Origin of the sequence: Parafrankia soli (assembly GCF_001854695.1) — a bacterium.
In the GTDB taxonomy this organism is placed as follows: Bacteria; Actinomycetota; Actinomycetes; order Frankiales; family Frankiaceae; genus Parafrankia; species Parafrankia soli.
This window is the reverse complement of record NZ_MAXA01000001.1, coordinates 360,649-375,814: the sequence shown is the minus strand read 5'-3', so window position 1 is coordinate 375,814 and position 15,166 is coordinate 360,649. Positions and strand designations below refer to the sequence as shown.

Here is a 15,166-nt window from a genome sequence, read left to right as displayed (position 1 = left end):
CGCCGTTTCATCCTGCGCCGTTCCGGGCTCTCATCGTGCGCCAGCCGGCGCGGTCGCCCGCCGCCACCCGCAGCCGCGAACGGGCCGTGGCCCGCGGCCGCCCGGCTATCTCGGATAGGCCGGGTGGCGGTTGACCAGCACGGACACCGCGGCGGAGACGTCGGCCGCCGCGGACGGGTCACGCACCGCACGGGCGATCAGACCGGCGATCTCCTTCATTTCGCCCTCCCGCATGCCCTGCGTCGTCACCGCGGGAGTGCCCACCCGGATGCCGGAGGAGATCGCGGGCGGCTGCGGGTCGTACGGGATGGCGTTCTTGTTGAGCGTGATGCCCGCCGCGTCGCAGCGTGCCTCGGCGTCGCGGCCGGTCACGCCGAGCTCCCGCAGGTCGAGCAGGGTCAGGTGGGTGTCGGTGCCGCCCGCCACCGGCCGGACGCCCTCGGCCGCCAGCCCCTCGGCGAGGGTCTGCGCGTTCGCGATCACCTGGTGGGCGTAGGTGGCGTACTCGGGGGTCGCGGCCTCCTTGAGCGCCACCGCCTTCGCCGCGACAGCGTGCATCAGCGGCCCGCCCTGGCTGAACGGGAACACCGCCTTGTCGATGCGGGCGGCCAGCTCCTCCCGGCAGAGGATCATGCCGCCGCGCGGGCCGCGCAGCACCTTGTGCGTGGTGAAGCTGACGACGTCGGCGTGCGGCACCGGGCTCGGCAGCGCGCCACCGGCGACCAGCCCGATGAAGTGCGCCGCGTCCACCATCAGCCAGGCGCCGACCTCGTCGGCGATCGAGCGGAACGCGGCGAAGTCGATGCGGCGGGGGTAGGCCGTCGCCCCGCAAATGATCATCTTGGGCCGGTGCTGCAGGGCCAGCTCACGGACCTGGTCGTAGTCGATGAGCTCGGTGTCCTCCCGGACCCCGTAGGCCACGACGTCGAACCACCGCCCGGAGAAGTTGACCCGGCTGCCATGCGTCAGGTGCCCGCCGTGCGGCAGCGACATCGCCAGGACGGTGTCCCCCGGTGTGAGCAGGGCGGCGTAGACGGCGAAGTTCGCCTGCGTGCCCGAGTGCGGCTGCAGGTTCGCGTGCTCGGCGCCGAACAGCTCCCGGGCCCGCGCGATGCCGATCTCCTCGGCGCGGTCGACCACCTGGCACCCGCCGTAGTAGCGGCGCCCCGGGTAGCCCTCGGCGTACTTGTTCGACAGCGTGGAGCCGAGCGCCGCGAGCACCGCCGGCGAGGTGAAGTTCTCGCTCGCGATGAGCTGGAGGCCGCCGCGCAGCCGCTCCAACTCGTCGACCACGACGGCGGCGATGTCCGGATCGGTGGCCCGCAGCTGGTCGAAGTCCGGGCCCCAGAACGGAGTACTCACGATGACCCACCTCCCGCCGGCTCGATGCCCAGGATATGACCGGCCGCCCCGGGCCCGCGCGTCGCCCGCCGGCTCAGCCGCCGGCTCGCGCGGGGCCCAGCCGGCGGCCAGCCCGGGACGGCGGCCGGCCCGCGCAGGTCAGCGGGCGGCGCACAGCGGTCCGCGCGCAGGTCAGCGGGCGGCCGGTTCCCGCACGAGGGGCAGCACCGAGCGCAGCGCCGCGAGGTCGACCGCCCCCTCACGGACCACAGTGGGAACCGGCCCCGTGCAGTCCACGATCGTCGACGCGGTGCCCACCGGGGTGGTCCCGCCGTCCAGGTAGACCGCTGCGGCACCGCCGAGCTGCGCCACCGCGTCGATCGCGCTCGTCGCCGGCGGACGTCCGCTGATGTTGGCGCTGGAGACGGCCATCGGCCCCGTGCGCCCGAGCAGCTCGATGGCCACCGGGTGCAGCGGCATGCGGACGGCGACCGTCCCCCGGGCGTCGCCGAGATCCCAGCGCAGGGACGGTGCGTGGTTGACGACCAGCGTCAGCCCACCGGGCCAGAACGCCCGGACGAGATCCCGGATGTGCCCCGTTACCTGCTCGGCCAGGCCGTCGAGGGTCCGCCACGAGCCGACCAGCACGGGCACCGGCATGTTCCGCCCGCGCCCCTTCGCCGCGAGCAGCGCGGTGACGGCGTCCCGGTTGAACGCGTCGGCGCCGATCCCGTAGAGGGTGTCGGTCGGCAGCACGACGAGCTTGCCGCGGCCCACCGCGTCGGTGGCGGCGTCCAGCCCGGCCTTGCGCTGCCCCTCGTCGGAGCAGTCGAAAACCTGCATCACACGTCCTCTCCGGCGCCGCGCGGCGGGCGCGGCCCCGGCGGGTTCCAGCGGGCGGTGACGAACCGGTCCCGCCCAGCGAGATCGGGATGATCCACGATTTCGGACCACGAACCAGCCCACCAGCCCTCGCCGGCGAGCAGCGCGGGCACCGTCTGGCCATGTCCGTCCGCGTGTTCCATGACCAGTAAACCGCCTGGCCGCAAGAGTCCCCCGGCGGCGGCCACGACCGCGCGCGGCCCGTCCAGGCCGTCGGGCCCGCCCCACAGGGCCGCCGGCGGGTCGTGCCGGCCGACCTCGGGCTCGACCCTCGGCCGTTCATGATCGGGCAGATACGGCGGGTTGCTGATGACGACGTCGACCCGTCCCGCGAGGTCCGTCAGGACCGTGCCGACCGGCGCGACCGGCCTGCCCGCGTCTGTTGGCGACCGTGGGATGCCGACGTCGGCCTGGTGCACCCGCACCGGCAGGCCCGTGCGCTCGACGTTGCGGCGCAGCCAGCCGAGCGCCGCCGGCTCCAGCTCCGCCGCGTGCACCTCGGCGTTCGGCACCTCATCGGCCACCGACAGGGCGATCGCCCCCGAACCCGCACAAAGATCAACACAGATTGGACGTCCAGCCACGACCGCGTCGGGCGATCGCAGGGCCGCGATCGCCCACTCGGCCACCCACTCGGTCTCCGGGCGGGGGATGAACACCCCGGGCCCGACGGCGATGTCCAGGTGGCGGAAGCCGGCAAGGCCGGTCAGGTGCTGCAGTGGGACCCGGCTCGCCCGCCGCTCCACCAGCGCGCGCAGCTCGCCGGCCGCGGCCGGTTCGACCCGGGTGACCAGCACGAGCCGGCCGCGCGACACCCCGAGCACGTGCGCCGCCAGCTGCTCGGCGTCGCCGCGGGGGCTGGCGACACCGGCCGCGGCCAGCCGGGCCGTCGCGGCGGCGAGCTCGACGGCGAGCGTGGCGTCCGCGTGGTCGGCCCGCGTCGTGGACGCGGCCGGGCCTGTCACGGCGTGGCCGCCATCCGGGATTCCAGGTCCGCCTCGGCCAGGGCCTCGATCACGGCGTCGAGGTCGCCGTCCAGCACGGCCTCCAGGTTGTGCGCCTTGTAGCCGATGCGGTGGTCGCTGATCCGGTTCTCGGGGAAGTTGTAGGTGCGGACCTTCTCCGAGCGGTCGACCGTGCGCACCTGGCTCGCCCGCGCCGCCGCCGCCGCCGTCTCGGCCTTCTCCCGCGCCGCGGCGAGCAGCCGGGCCCGCAGGATGCGCATCGCCGACTCCTTGTTCTGGAGCTGGCTCTTCTCGTTCTGGCAGGAGACGACCACCCCGGTGGGCAGGTGCGTGATGCGCACCGCCGAGTCGGTGGTGTTGACGCTCTGGCCGCCCGGCCCGGACGAGCGGAACACGTCGATCCGCAGGTCGTTCGGGTCGACTTCGATGTCGACGTCGGCCGCCTCGGGCAGCACCAGCACCCCGGCCGCGGAGGTGTGGATCCGCCCCGCCGACTCGGTCACCGGCACCCGCTGCACCCGGTGCACACCGCCCTCGAACCGCAGCCGGCCGAAGACCCCCTGGCCGGGGGCCGCCGTCCCGCGGGACTTGACGGCCACACTGACGTCCCGGTAGCCGCCCAGGTCGCTGGGGTTCGCGTCCAGGATCTGGGTGCGCCACCCGCGCCGCTCGGCGTAGCGCAGGTACATGCGCAGCAGGTCGCCCGCGAACAGCGCGGACTCCTCACCGCCCGCGCCCGCCTTGACCTCGAGGATGGCGTCCCGGCTGTCGTCGGGGTCGACGGGCACCAGGTAGGCCCGCAGGCGGGCGGCGAGATCGGCCTGGCTCGCCTCTAGGGCCACGACCTCGTCGCGGAAAGACGGGTCCTGCTCGGCGAACTCTCGGGCGGTCTCCAGGTCACCCTCGACGCGCTCCAGCCGCTGCGCGAGGTCGACGGGGGTGGCGAGCTCGGCGTACCGGCGCGTCAGCTCCCGGGCCCGCGCCGGATCGTTGTGGATGTCCGGATCCGCGAGCCGCTTCTCGATGTCGGCGTGCTCGGCGATCATGCCCACGAGCGGGGAGGTCATCAGGGGTTCCTTCAGGTCGTCGGGACGCGAACGGCGCCCGCCCGGGGATCCGGGACGGGCGCCGAGGACGACCTACTTCGCGCCGCCGACCTTCTGGCCCGGCTGCCGGCGACCGAAGCGCCGCTCGAACTTCTCGACCCGGCCACCGACGTCGAGGATCTTCTGCTTGCCGGTGTAGAACGGGTGGCACTGCGAGCAGACCTCGGCGCTGATGGCGCCGTTCTCCTTGGTCGACCGCGTGGTGAACGTGCTGCCGCACGTACAGGTCACCGTGGTCTCGTGGTACTGCGGGTGAATATCAGCCTTCATGATCCCTCTTCCGATGTGGCCGCCGGGTCGCCGCCGCGGGAGCGGACGGCGTGAACCGGAGCCGGTTGTCGCCAGTGTGCCAGACCCGGTGCCCCGGGCCGGACCAGCCAGCCGCCGACGACAACGCCGCCGCCGGGCCCTGATGTTCCCGGGCCCGGCCGGGGCTGCCGCCGGGCGGCGGTCAGTCCTGGGGCGGTGCCGTCTTCGCGATCTGCATCAGGAACTCGTAGTTCGTCCTGGTCTGCTTCAGCCGGTCGAGCAGGAGGTCGAGAGCCTGCTGCGGCTCCCGGGTATGCAGGACCCGCCGGAGCTTGTGCATGATCGCAAGCTCGTCGGGGGCCAGCAGGATGTCCTCCTTGCGGGTGCCGGAGGCGTCGACGTCCACCGCCGGGAAGACCCGCTTGTCGGCGATCTTCCGGTCCAGCTTGAGCTCGGCGTTGCCGGTGCCCTTGAACTCCTCGAAGATCACCGTGTCCATCGTCGAACCGGTCTCGACCAGCGCGGTCGCGATGATCGTCAGGGAGCCGCCGTTCTCGATGTTGCGCGCCGCGCCGAGGAACCGCTTCGGCGGGTAGAGCGCCGTCGAGTCGACACCACCGGACAGGATGCGCCCCGACGCCGGTGCCGCGAGGTTGTAGGCGCGACCCAGCCGGGTGATCGAGTCGAGCAGCACGACCACGTCGTGGCCGAGCTCGACGAGCCGCTTGGCCCGCTCGATGGACAGCTCGGCGACGTTGGTGTGATCGGCCGGCGGGCGGTCGAAGGTCGAGGCGACGACCTCGCCCTTCACCGACCGCTGCATGTCGGTGACCTCCTCGGGCCGCTCGTCGACGAGGACGACCATGAGGTGGCATTCCGGGTTGTTCGTGGTGATTGCGTTCGCGATGGACTGGAGCACCATCGTCTTGCCGGCCTTCGGCGGGCTCACGATGAGCGCGCGCTGGCCCTTGCCGATCGGCATCACCAGGTCGATGACCCGCGTGGTCATCATGTGCGGCTCGGTCTCCAGCCGCAGGCGGTCCTGCGGGTAGAGCGGGGTGAGCTTGTGGAACTCCGGCCGGCCGCGGGCCTCCTCCGGCTCCATCCCGTTGATCGTGTCCAGCCGGACCAGCGCGTTGTACTTGTCACGGCGCTGCTCGCCCTCCTGCGGCGCGCGCACCACCCCGGTGATCGCGTCGCCGCGGCGCAGGCCGTTGCGCCGGACCTGGGCGAGGCTCACGTACACGTCCGTCGGGCCGGTCAGGTAGCCGCTCGTGCGGACGAAGGCGTAGTTGTCCAGCACGTCGAGGATGCCGGCCACCGGCACGAGGACGTCGTCCTCGCGCACCGTCGGCTCGGCGGTCTCGGCCGTGCCGCCCTGCCCGCCGCGGCCACGGTTGCGGCCGCGCTCCCGGAACCGGCCGCGGCGCCGGCCGCCGAACTCGTCGTCGTCCTGGACGCCGCCCTGGGGTGCACGGTCGCCCGGCTGGGTGCGCTCGACCGTCCTGGACCGGTCTGAACCGGCACGGTCGCCGCGGTCGCTGCGGTCGGCACGGTCGCTGCGGTCGGCACGGTCGTTCCGGTCGCGGTCGCCGGCCGGCTGCGAGCGGCCCTGGCGGTCGCTGGAACGGTCCCGGTCGCCGCCGGAGCGGTCCCGGTCACCCGAGCGGTCCCGGTCACCGCCGGAGCGGTCCCGGTCACCCGAGCGGTCCCGGTCACCGCCGGAGCGGTCCCGGTCACCGGAGCGCTCGCGGCGGTCGTCACGACCGCGCGTGGGGGTCTCGGAGCCGTTCGTCCCGGCGCGGACGGAGACGGGCGCCGCGGCGGGCGCGGTCACCGCCGGGCCGTCCGCGGCAGCCGCGGCGGCCTGCGGGCGGGCGGTGTCGTCGGACGACTCCGCACCCCCCGGACCGGTCGGCAGTGTCTGCTGCTCGCCCGCGGGGCTCGTGACGCCACGAGAGGCGCCCCGCCGCCCGCGCACACGGGTCGGGGCCGACGCCGTCTCTGCCGCGGAGCCGGAAACGGAGCCGCCCGTGGTCGCCTCGGCGCCGCTGGAACCGCTCGTCTCCTGGACGGGAGCGACCGAGCCGGCCGCCGCCCGGGGCGCGGAGCTCACCGCGTCCGCGGCGGGAGCCTCCGCGGGCGGAGCGCCCTGCGCGACCGGGGCCACGGAGTCCGGCGCGGACGCGGGCTGGGAGGTCGGCGACGAGGCCGCCGGCACCGATCTGGAGGCCACCTCACCGTTCTGGACGTTCTGGATCGCCGCGATCAGCTGGCCCTTGCGGAGCCTGCCGACCCCGGGGATGCCCATCTGGGAAGCCATGGCCTGCAGCTCGGGCAGGAGCATCGCGGACAGACCGGTACCGGAACGCCGGCGCCGGGGGGCGGAGGACGCGTCAGGCCCGTCCGCGGGGACGTCGACCGACGCGGGCCGGACGGCGTGGTTGCCGTTCGACCGAGTCGTGACGACGGTGTCTACGGACGTCGCGCCGGCCGCGGCGGAACTGTCGATGGGCGAGGCAGGCGCCGCAGACTCACGTGCGCTGTCGGGCAGCACGTCGGTGGTGTCGCTCAAGGTTTTCCTTCCTGGAAGGAACCGGCTTCTCGGGCCGGGCGTAGCGTGTGAACTTTCTTCGCCTGCGCACATGCCGGATGAAGGAGATGTAGCGCCATTCGGACGGCGAGCAACGCGCCCTGAAAGGCGCTGACGGCCGACAGCCGCGAGCGAACCCGATTTCCCGCCGACGGGTGCCGGTACGCCAGCCGAGGCAACGGCGACGAGGTCTGAAGCACCGGGATCCCTGACCAGGACCGGCCACCGTGCGAGGCCAACCGCTGCGGTGAGGCTCCACTGCAGCAAGGCCACCACCGCGTACCAGATCAGGCTGGCGGGGCGAGCACGCGCCGCGGCGCAGCGGGTGCAGTCATCAGACTATCCAGACGGAGACACCTCGGCAACAACCTAGAGACCTCTGGACTTCCCGATGACACCACGAGGGACTCCCTGATGACAGCCTGGAGCCCTCCGCGGGGGTCCGTGCGACCCCTGAACCAGCATCCAGGAACGCAGCGGAGTACCATAATCACTCCGAGGAGTCGACCGCCTCGACTCGAACACCCTCGGTGTCGACAGCCAGCGGGACGACCGAGAAGCCCGGGGCGGCAACGCCGATCGCCGCCGCGGCCTGTCCGCCACCGACCCCGAGCGCCACCACGGACGGCCCGGAACCCGACAGCGCGGCCGGTATGCCCGCGGCGCGCAGCCGCCCGACCAGATCCGCGGAGGCGGGCATGGTGGGAAGGCGGTACGGCTGGTGCATCCGGTCCTCGGTCGCGGTCAGCAGCAGCCGCGAGCGTTCCTCGCCGGCGCCGGCCGCCGGTTCCGCGCCGGACAGCGCGAGCGCGAGCAGCGCCGCGCGGCCGATGTTCACCGCGGCGTCGGCATGCGGGACCTGCTTCGGGAGAGCGCCCCGGGCCTGCTCGGTCGACTGGCGTCGCGATGGGACGAACACCACGGGCCGTAGCTCGCCGAGCGGTGCCACCCGGAGGGACCGCGGCACATCGCCCTCGTACCAGGCAACGGTGAGGCCACCGAGCAGGGCCGCCGCGACGTTGTCCGGATGCCCTTCGATCGCGCTGGCCACCCGCAGCCGCCCGGCCGCACCGAGCGGCCCGCCGGCGAGGGCGTCGACGGCTGTGACTCCGGCCACAATCGCCGCGGCGGACGAACCGAGACCCCGCCCGTGCGGGATCCGGTTCACGCAGCGCAGCGCGAGCCCGGGTTGCGCCCACTCCAGCTCGTCGAAGGTGGCGCGGATCGCCCGGACCACCAGATGTGCCTCGTCCGCGGGGACAGCGTCCGGGCCGACCGCGTCGATGGAGAGCCCGGACGGCGTCAGCCGCACGGACACCTCGTCGTACAGCCCGAGTGCCAGACCCAGCGCGTCGAAGCCCGGACCCAGGTTGGCGCTCGTGGCCGGGACCCGCAGGCGGACCGCGCCCGGCGGGCGGCCTCCGCCCGGCCCGGTGGTGCTCACCGTCACGCTCGCCGACGCACTGACGATCGCGCTCACCCGTGTGCTGACGGAGACATTCGCCGACGCGCTGGCCGTACCGCTTCCCGAGGCGCTGCCGGCGGCACCGGCGGCGAGGCCGTCGGCGGTCGTCACGACCGCTGCAGGCCGAGGGCCCTGGCGGCGCCGGCCACGGTCGGCGGGATGGTCTCGGGCTTCGCCGCGCCGCTGATGGCCCAGTCCGGGTCCTTCAGCCCGTTGCCGGTGACGGTGCAGACGACCCGCTGGCCCGGGCTCAGCCGGCCGTCGGCGTACGTGGCGAGCAGCCCGGCGACGCTGGCGGCACTGGACGGCTCGACGAAGACGCCCTCGCGGCGCGCCAGCAGCCGGTAGGCGGCCAGGATCTGCCGGTCGTTGACCGCGTCGATCAGACCGCCGGAGGCGTCCCGCGCGTCGGTCGCGAAATCCCAGGAGGCCGGGTTGCCGATGCGGATGGCCGTGGCGATGGTCTGCGGCGAGGTCACCACCTCGCCCCGCACGATCGGCGCCGCGCCCGCCGCCTGGAACCCGAACATCCGCGGCCGGCCGGACCGGATCCGGGTGTCCTCCTCGACGTAGCCGCGCCAGTAGGCGGTGATGTTACCCGCGTTCCCAACCGGCAGGCAGTGCACGTCGGGCGCGTGGCCGAGCGCCTCGACGATCTCGAAGGCGGCGGTCTTCTGCCCCTCCAGGCGGTGCGGGTTGACCGAGTTCACCAGCGTGACCGGGAACGTGTCGGCCAGCTCGCGGGCGACCCGGAGGCAGTCGTCGAACGACCCCTCCACCTGGAGCAGGCGCGCGCCGTGCACCAGGGCCTGCGCGAGCTTGCCGAGGGCGATCTTGCCGCTGGGAACCAGCACCGCGCAGGTCAGCCCGGCGCGGGCGGCGTACGCCGCGGCCGAGGCCGAGGTATTGCCGGTGGACGCGCAGATGACGGCCTGGGAGCCCTCTCCCACCGCCCGGCTGATCGCGACCGTCATGCCGCGGTCCTTGAACGAGCCGGTGGGGTTGGCACCTTCGACCTTGAGATGAACATCACATCCGGTCAGCTCGGACAGATGGTCCGCGTGCAGCAGCGGGGTGCCGCCCTCCCGTAGGGTGATCACCGGTGTGTCGGCGGTGACGGGCAGCCGGTCCCGGTACTCCTCGATGATCCCCCGCCAGGCCCGCGACGCGCGCTCGGGGGCACTGCTGCCGGCCGGGTCGCTCGAAACCGGCATCGACGACATCGTGGTCATGACTCAACTCCCTCGACCCGTACCACGCCCGACACCGCACGCACCCCGTCGAGAACCCGCAGGTCCTCGACGGTCGTGGACAGCGCCGCATCCGCGGCCGGATGGGTGACCAGGACGAGGCTGGCGTCGTCGCCGCGGCCGTCCTGACGGACGCTTCTGATGGACACATCGTGCCGGGCGAACGCGCCGGCCACCGCGGCGAGTACCCCGGCCTTGTCCGTGACGTCCAGCTGCACGTGGTAGCTCGTGATCGTGGGGCCCATCGGCAGGATCGGCAGGGCCGCGTAGGCGGACTCACCCGGCCCCTGCCGGCCCGCGACCCGGTTGCGGGCCACCGCGACCACGTCACCGAGAACGGCCGAGGCGGTCGGCGCGCCGCCGGCACCACGACCGTAGAACATGAGCTGCCCGGCGGCCTCGGCCTCGACGAAGACCGCGTTGAACGCCTCGCGCACCCCGGCCAGCGGATGCGAGCGCGGGATCATCGCCGGATGGACCCGCACGCTCACGCCGGGCCGGTCACCGGCACGCTCGGCGATGGCCAGCGCCTTGATCGTGCACCCGAGCTCGCGGGCACTGGCGATGTCGGCGGCGGTGACCGCGCCGATCCCCTCCCGGTAGACGTCATCGATCGTCACCCGGGTGTGGAAGGCGAGCTGGGCGATGATCGCCGCCTTGGCCGCCGCGTCGAACCCGTCGATGTCGGCGGAAGGGTCGGCCTCGGCGTACCCGAGCTCACCGGCCTCGGCCAACGCCTCGGCGAACGAGGCCCCGGTCTCGTCCATGCGGGTCAGGATGTAGTTCGTCGTCCCGTTCACGATGCCGAGGACGCGGCGGATCCGATCCCCGGCGAGGCTCTCGCGCAGCGGGCGCAGCAACGGGATCGCGCCCGCCACCGCCGCCTCGTAGTACAGGTCGACGCCGGCGGCCGCCGCGGCGTCGTGCAGCGTGGAGCCGTGGCTGGCCAGCAGGGCCTTGTTCGCACTGACCACCGACTTGCCCGACCGCAGCGCCGACAGCAGCCAGCTCCGCACCGGCTCGATCCCGCCGACGACCTCGATCACGATGTCGACGTCGTCGCGGGCGACCAGCGCGCCCGCGTCGGTGGTGAGCAGCTCCCGATCCACCGCTGCGGAGCGGATCCGGTCGGGATCGCGGACCGCGATCCCGACGATCTCCAGCGGCGCTCCCACCCGGGCGCCCAGATCCTCGGTGTGCGTGCCCAGCAGCCGCACCACCTCGGTTCCGACGACCCCGCAGCCGAGCATCGCGATCCTCATCGGGCGCCCGAAACCGCGCCCGCCGTCGATCGTCATTCGCCTCTCACATCCGTTCCGGCGCGCTGACGCCCAGCAGCCGAAGGCCGTTCGCCAGGACGGTCCGGGTGGCCTCGGCCAGCAGCAGTCGAGCCGCGGTGATCGCCGTGGGCTCCTCGTCGCCCTGCGGAAGCACGCGGCAGGAGTCGTAGAAGCGGTGGTACGTCCCGGCCAACTCCTCCAGGTACCTCGCGATGCGGTGCGGCGCGCGCAGCTCCGCCGCCGACGCGACCACCCGCGGCAGCTCGCCGAGCGCGCCCAGCAGGTCGACCTCGCGTGGGTGGGTCAGCAGCGACACGTCGACCCCGTCGACGTCGAACGCGGGATCCGCGGAGGTCGCCAGACCCAGGGCGGCGGCGTTCCGGATGAGCGAACTGATCCGGGCGTGGGCGTACTGGACATAGAACACCGGGTTGTCGTTCGTCTGCCGCGCGATCGCGTCCAGGTCGAGGTCGAGAGCGGAGTCCATCGACGCGCGCACCAGCGAGTAGCGGGCCGCGTCGACCCCCACCGCGTCGACAAGGTCGTGCAGGGTCAGGAAGTTACCTGCCCGCTTGGACATCTTCACCGCCACGCCGCCCCGCGACAGCGTCACCATCTGGCCGATGAGCACGTCGAGGTTGTGGTCGGGGTCGTCGCCGAAACAGGCCGAGATCGCCTTCAGCCGGCCGATGTAGCCGTGGTGGTCGGCTCCGAGCAGGTAGCAGAGCCGGTCGAAGCCACGGCGCCGCTTGTCGCGGTAGTAGGCCGCGTCGGCGCAGAAGTAGGTGGGCTGACCGTCTCTCTTGATCAGCGCGCGGTCCTTGTCGTCGCCGAAGTCGGTGGTGCGCAGCCAGACCGCGCCGTCCGCCTCGTAGACGTGGCCCTGGGTGCGCAGCTCGTCGATCGCGGCGGTGAGCTCCCCCGCCTCGTGCAGGCTGCGCTCGGACTTCCACAGGTCGTACTCGACCCCGAACCCCGAAAGCGTCGCGCGGATCTCGGCGAGCATCAGCTCCACACCGTCGCGGGCGCAGACCGCGAGCGCCTTGTCCTGCTCGGCGCCGCCGTCCTGCTCGCCGCCGGAGGCAGCCAGGAGCTGCTCCAGAGCCGGGTTCGCCGCCAGGACCTTCGCGGCGATCTCGGCGACGTAGGCGCCCTGGTAGCCGTCGGCGGGAGCCGGTTGGCCGCGCAGCGCGGCCAGCACCGACGCGCCGAACCGCTCGACCTGCACACCGGCGTCATTGACGTAGTACTCGGTGCCGACCTCGTAGCCCGCCGCGGCGAACACCCGGGAAAGTGCGTCGCCCACCGCCGCCCAGCGCGCGGACGCCAGTGTCACCGGGCCGGTCGGGTTCGCGCTGACGAACTCGAGGTTCACCCGAACGCCCTGGGACACCGCGGCGCGGCCGTAGGACTCGCCGTCCCGGACGATCCGGCGGGCGATGCCGCCCAGAGCCGCACCGGCCAGCCGGATGTTCAGGAAGCCCGGGCCGGCGACCTCCACCTCCGCCACACCCGCCTCGGCCCGCAGGCGGGCGGCGAGCAGCTCGGCCACCTCCCGGGGCCGGCGGCGCGCCGCCTTCGCGAGCTGCAGGGCGACCGGAGACGCGTAGTCTCCGTGCTCGGGCTGCCTCGGTCGCTCGACGGTGACCGAGTCGGGCACGGCCACTTCCAGGTCACCGTTCGCGACGGCAGCCCGAACGGCCGCGACGATGGTGTCGGCGAGCTCGGCGGGGGTCATGTCGCGATGCTATCGGCGCGCGGCGTCCGACCGGTTCCCCCGCGTACCAGCCATCCAGCGGTCATCGGCCCGCCCACCGATGGGACGGCCCAGGTCGCGCGCCTCGAACGACCCGAAAGCCCCGGCTGCCGGCGCTCCCGGAATGCCACGGGGGGACACCTCGCACGAACTCCCGCGCGCCGGACACGCCCCGCCCGACGCACCCGCGGCGGACCGGACTCAGACCGGCTGACCCGCGGCGAGCCTGCTGACCACCCCGATGAGCATGTCCGGGTCGAACGGCTTGGTCAGGTAGTAGTCGACACCCAGCCGGGCACCACGCTTGATGTCCGCCTCCTGGGCGCGCGCGGTCAGCATGATCACCTTGATGTCGGCGGTCACGGGATCGTCGCGCAGCCGCGCCGCGACGTCCCAGCCGTTCACCCTCGGCATCATGATGTCGAGGGTGATCACATGCGGCGCGATCTCATGGACGCGCTCGAGACAGTCCGCGCCGTCGACCGCGGTGTGCACCTCGAAGCCTTCCAGTTCGAGGTTGACGACCACGAGCTGACGGATCACGGCGTCGTCGTCGACGACGAGCACCCGGGGGGCGGTGAAGTACACGGCCGAAGCTTACGGGCACGGCGTTGGACAGTCTGCCGATCCCACCTGGTACGGTATGCCTGCTTGCCCTGGAGCCCCCGTAGCTCAGGGGATAGAGCACCGCCCTCCGGAGGCGGGTGCGCAGGTTCGAATCCTGCCGGGGGCACACGACTTGGGGTGTGGTGTGCTCAGGCTTTTGGCCTGAGCCTTGGCGTCGTGTCATGTTGGTCGGGGGGCGGTGCCCCCCGGGCCCCCCTTCGGCGGGTGGCTTCTCGGCTTGTGGTGGTTGGCCCCGTTCGGGTTGGCTGGATGGGCCCAACTCGGCTTGCGGCGGTTAGCCCGCTTTAGCTGGCTGGATGGGTTCGACTGGCTTGCGGTGGTTGGCCCCGGTTCGGGTTGACTGGATGGGCCCGACTCGGCTTGCGGCGGTTAGCCCGCTTCGGGTGGCTGGATGGGCCCAACTCGACTTGTGGTGGTTGGCCCCGGTTCGGGTTGACTGGATGGGCCTGGCTTACTTTGGTTGGTCCTGGTGGGCCGGCGGGGTGGTCGGCTTGCTTTCCTGTTCGGCCGGGTTGTCGGGGTGTTGCACCTTCTGGCGGATGGCGGCGCCGGCGTTGTCGGCAGGCTGTTGGGCGGATCGGCTTCTTTCCTCAGGTGCGGATCGCGACTGATGGCGGAGAGCCGTATGTGTGGTACCTCACTATCCTCGCCGACCTTTCCGGATGGTCGCGTCCGTCCCGATCTCCACCGCGCGACGCTCGGCCGCGGAGCGCCCTCGAAGCGAGTTGTCTGAGCCACTCCACGCGCCGCTCACGCAACACGCTTCGGAGCGGCCCCCACCCGGCTCGCCGCGATCCGGGTCGCGTCAGAGGCCTCCGATTGTCACGTAGGCGGTGGTGACTATCGCTGCTGCTACGAGCGCGGCGGCTACGGTCTGTGCGGGGGTGTGGCCGTCCAGCTCGTCGTGGTCGTCCGCGGTGCCCGCCGCGTGGGCCTCTGCCAGCCGTGCCTTCCTTGTCTGGACGCGCGCCCAGGCGATGACGGGCACCGCCGCCCAGGTGAAGGCGAGCACCGGGCCGTACACGAACGTGACGACGGTGGCGCAGCTCGCCGCGGCCGCGACATGACCGCTGATTTTCCAGAACCGCGTGATGGCGGTGAGGATGAGCGCTTCGGTGATCATCGCGGCGTACACGGTGACGATGTCCTTCGGTGCGTCCGTCGCACGGAGCAGCACATAGCCGACAGCGACCGACGCGCAGCCGAACAGCATCGGCTGCATCCGTTTGCTGCGCTCCGGCACATGGTGGTCGGACCAGCGGCGCTGGCGGACGCCGAAAAAAACGAAACTCATCGGGACGACCGTGCCGAACAGGACGGCGATGACTCCCGAGAGAACGCCGTGCCCGAGATCTCGCGCATCGTGCTGTGCGACCACCGCCAGCAGCGCGGTGACGAGCACGGTGGGCGCGGCGACCTCGGTGATGCCGAAGGCGAACCGCGTCGCGGGCGTCCGCTCCCCCGAGTTCACCCGCCTGCCCCGGCCGCCCGTGTCCACGGCCGTGCCTGTGGTCGTATCAGCGGACGGGTCCGGCGTCGTTTCTCCGGTCGTGTTCCGGTTCTTCTTTCCGTTATTTCCTCTGGTCGGGCTGCTTGTCGTTGTCGTCGTCACGGGATACCTGTCTGAGTCGGCACTTTTCGACGCGGGACGG

General features: G+C 72.7%; 12 protein-coding genes and 1 tRNA gene. 1 reads left to right on the top strand and 12 read right to left on the bottom strand.

Annotation, left to right across the window (positions count from 1 at the left end; genetic code table 11):
- Positions 1-105: 105 nt before the first annotated feature.
- From BBK14_RS01525 to BBK14_RS01475, 11 genes are all read right to left on the bottom strand, one after another.
- Positions 106-1,362 carry a serine hydroxymethyltransferase gene (locus BBK14_RS01525; RefSeq protein ID WP_071059405.1) on the bottom strand — a complete coding sequence of 419 codons (1,257 nt, stop codon included), beginning with the start codon at positions 1,360-1,362 and terminating at the stop codon, positions 106-108.
- Positions 1,363-1,533: 171 nt separating this feature from the next.
- Positions 1,534-2,184 carry an L-threonylcarbamoyladenylate synthase gene (locus BBK14_RS01520; RefSeq protein WP_071059404.1) on the bottom strand — a complete coding sequence of 217 codons (651 nt, stop codon included), beginning with the start codon at positions 2,182-2,184 and terminating at the stop codon, positions 1,534-1,536.
- Positions 2,184-3,188: a peptide chain release factor N(5)-glutamine methyltransferase gene (gene prmC / locus BBK14_RS01515; protein WP_071059403.1), complete on the bottom strand. Its 1,005-nt coding sequence runs from the start codon at positions 3,186-3,188 to the stop codon at positions 2,184-2,186. The genes BBK14_RS01520 and prmC overlap by 1 nt, the downstream gene beginning before the upstream one ends.
- Positions 3,185-4,255 (bottom strand): peptide chain release factor 1, encoded by a 1,071-nt coding sequence (gene prfA / locus BBK14_RS01510; RefSeq protein WP_071059402.1) that lies wholly within the window; start codon positions 4,253-4,255, stop codon positions 3,185-3,187. Before prfA ends, prmC begins: the two co-directional genes overlap by 4 nt.
- 72 nt (positions 4,256-4,327) lie before the next feature.
- Positions 4,328-4,564, bottom strand: a complete 237-nt coding sequence (gene rpmE, locus BBK14_RS01505; RefSeq protein WP_018502318.1) for a 50S ribosomal protein L31 — start codon at positions 4,562-4,564, stop codon at positions 4,328-4,330.
- A gap of 181 nt (positions 4,565-4,745) precedes the next feature.
- Positions 4,746-7,118, bottom strand: a complete 2,373-nt coding sequence (gene rho, locus BBK14_RS01500) for a transcription termination factor Rho (protein WP_071059401.1) — start codon at positions 7,116-7,118, stop codon at positions 4,746-4,748.
- A gap of 508 nt (positions 7,119-7,626) precedes the next feature.
- Positions 7,627-8,580 carry a homoserine kinase gene (gene thrB, locus BBK14_RS01495; protein ID WP_071059465.1) on the bottom strand — a complete coding sequence of 318 codons (954 nt, stop codon included), beginning with the start codon at positions 8,578-8,580 and terminating at the stop codon, positions 7,627-7,629.
- A gap of 128 nt (positions 8,581-8,708) precedes the next feature.
- Positions 8,709-9,833 (bottom strand): threonine synthase, encoded by a 1,125-nt coding sequence (gene thrC, locus BBK14_RS01490; RefSeq protein WP_020458645.1) that lies wholly within the window; start codon positions 9,831-9,833, stop codon positions 8,709-8,711.
- Positions 9,830-11,149 (bottom strand): homoserine dehydrogenase, encoded by a 1,320-nt coding sequence (locus tag BBK14_RS01485; RefSeq protein ID WP_083390627.1) that lies wholly within the window; start codon positions 11,147-11,149, stop codon positions 9,830-9,832. The genes thrC and BBK14_RS01485 overlap by 4 nt, the downstream gene beginning before the upstream one ends.
- A 7-nt stretch (positions 11,150-11,156) precedes the next feature.
- Positions 11,157-12,869 (bottom strand): arginine--tRNA ligase, encoded by a 1,713-nt coding sequence (gene argS / locus BBK14_RS01480; RefSeq protein WP_071059400.1) that lies wholly within the window; start codon positions 12,867-12,869, stop codon positions 11,157-11,159.
- Between the two features lie 219 nt (positions 12,870-13,088).
- Positions 13,089-13,475: a response regulator transcription factor gene (locus tag BBK14_RS01475; RefSeq protein ID WP_018502312.1), complete on the bottom strand. Its 387-nt coding sequence runs from the start codon at positions 13,473-13,475 to the stop codon at positions 13,089-13,091.
- Between the two features lie 73 nt (positions 13,476-13,548).
- Between BBK14_RS01475 and BBK14_RS01470 the strand changes: the two genes are divergently transcribed.
- A tRNA-Arg gene (locus BBK14_RS01470) sits at positions 13,549-13,620 on the top strand.
- A gap of 699 nt (positions 13,621-14,319) precedes the next feature.
- Here the strand turns inward: BBK14_RS01470 and BBK14_RS01465 are convergent.
- Positions 14,320-15,012: a hypothetical protein gene (locus BBK14_RS01465; protein ID WP_235013939.1), complete on the bottom strand. Its 693-nt coding sequence runs from the start codon at positions 15,010-15,012 to the stop codon at positions 14,320-14,322.
- Between the last annotated feature and the right edge of the window lie 154 nt (positions 15,013-15,166).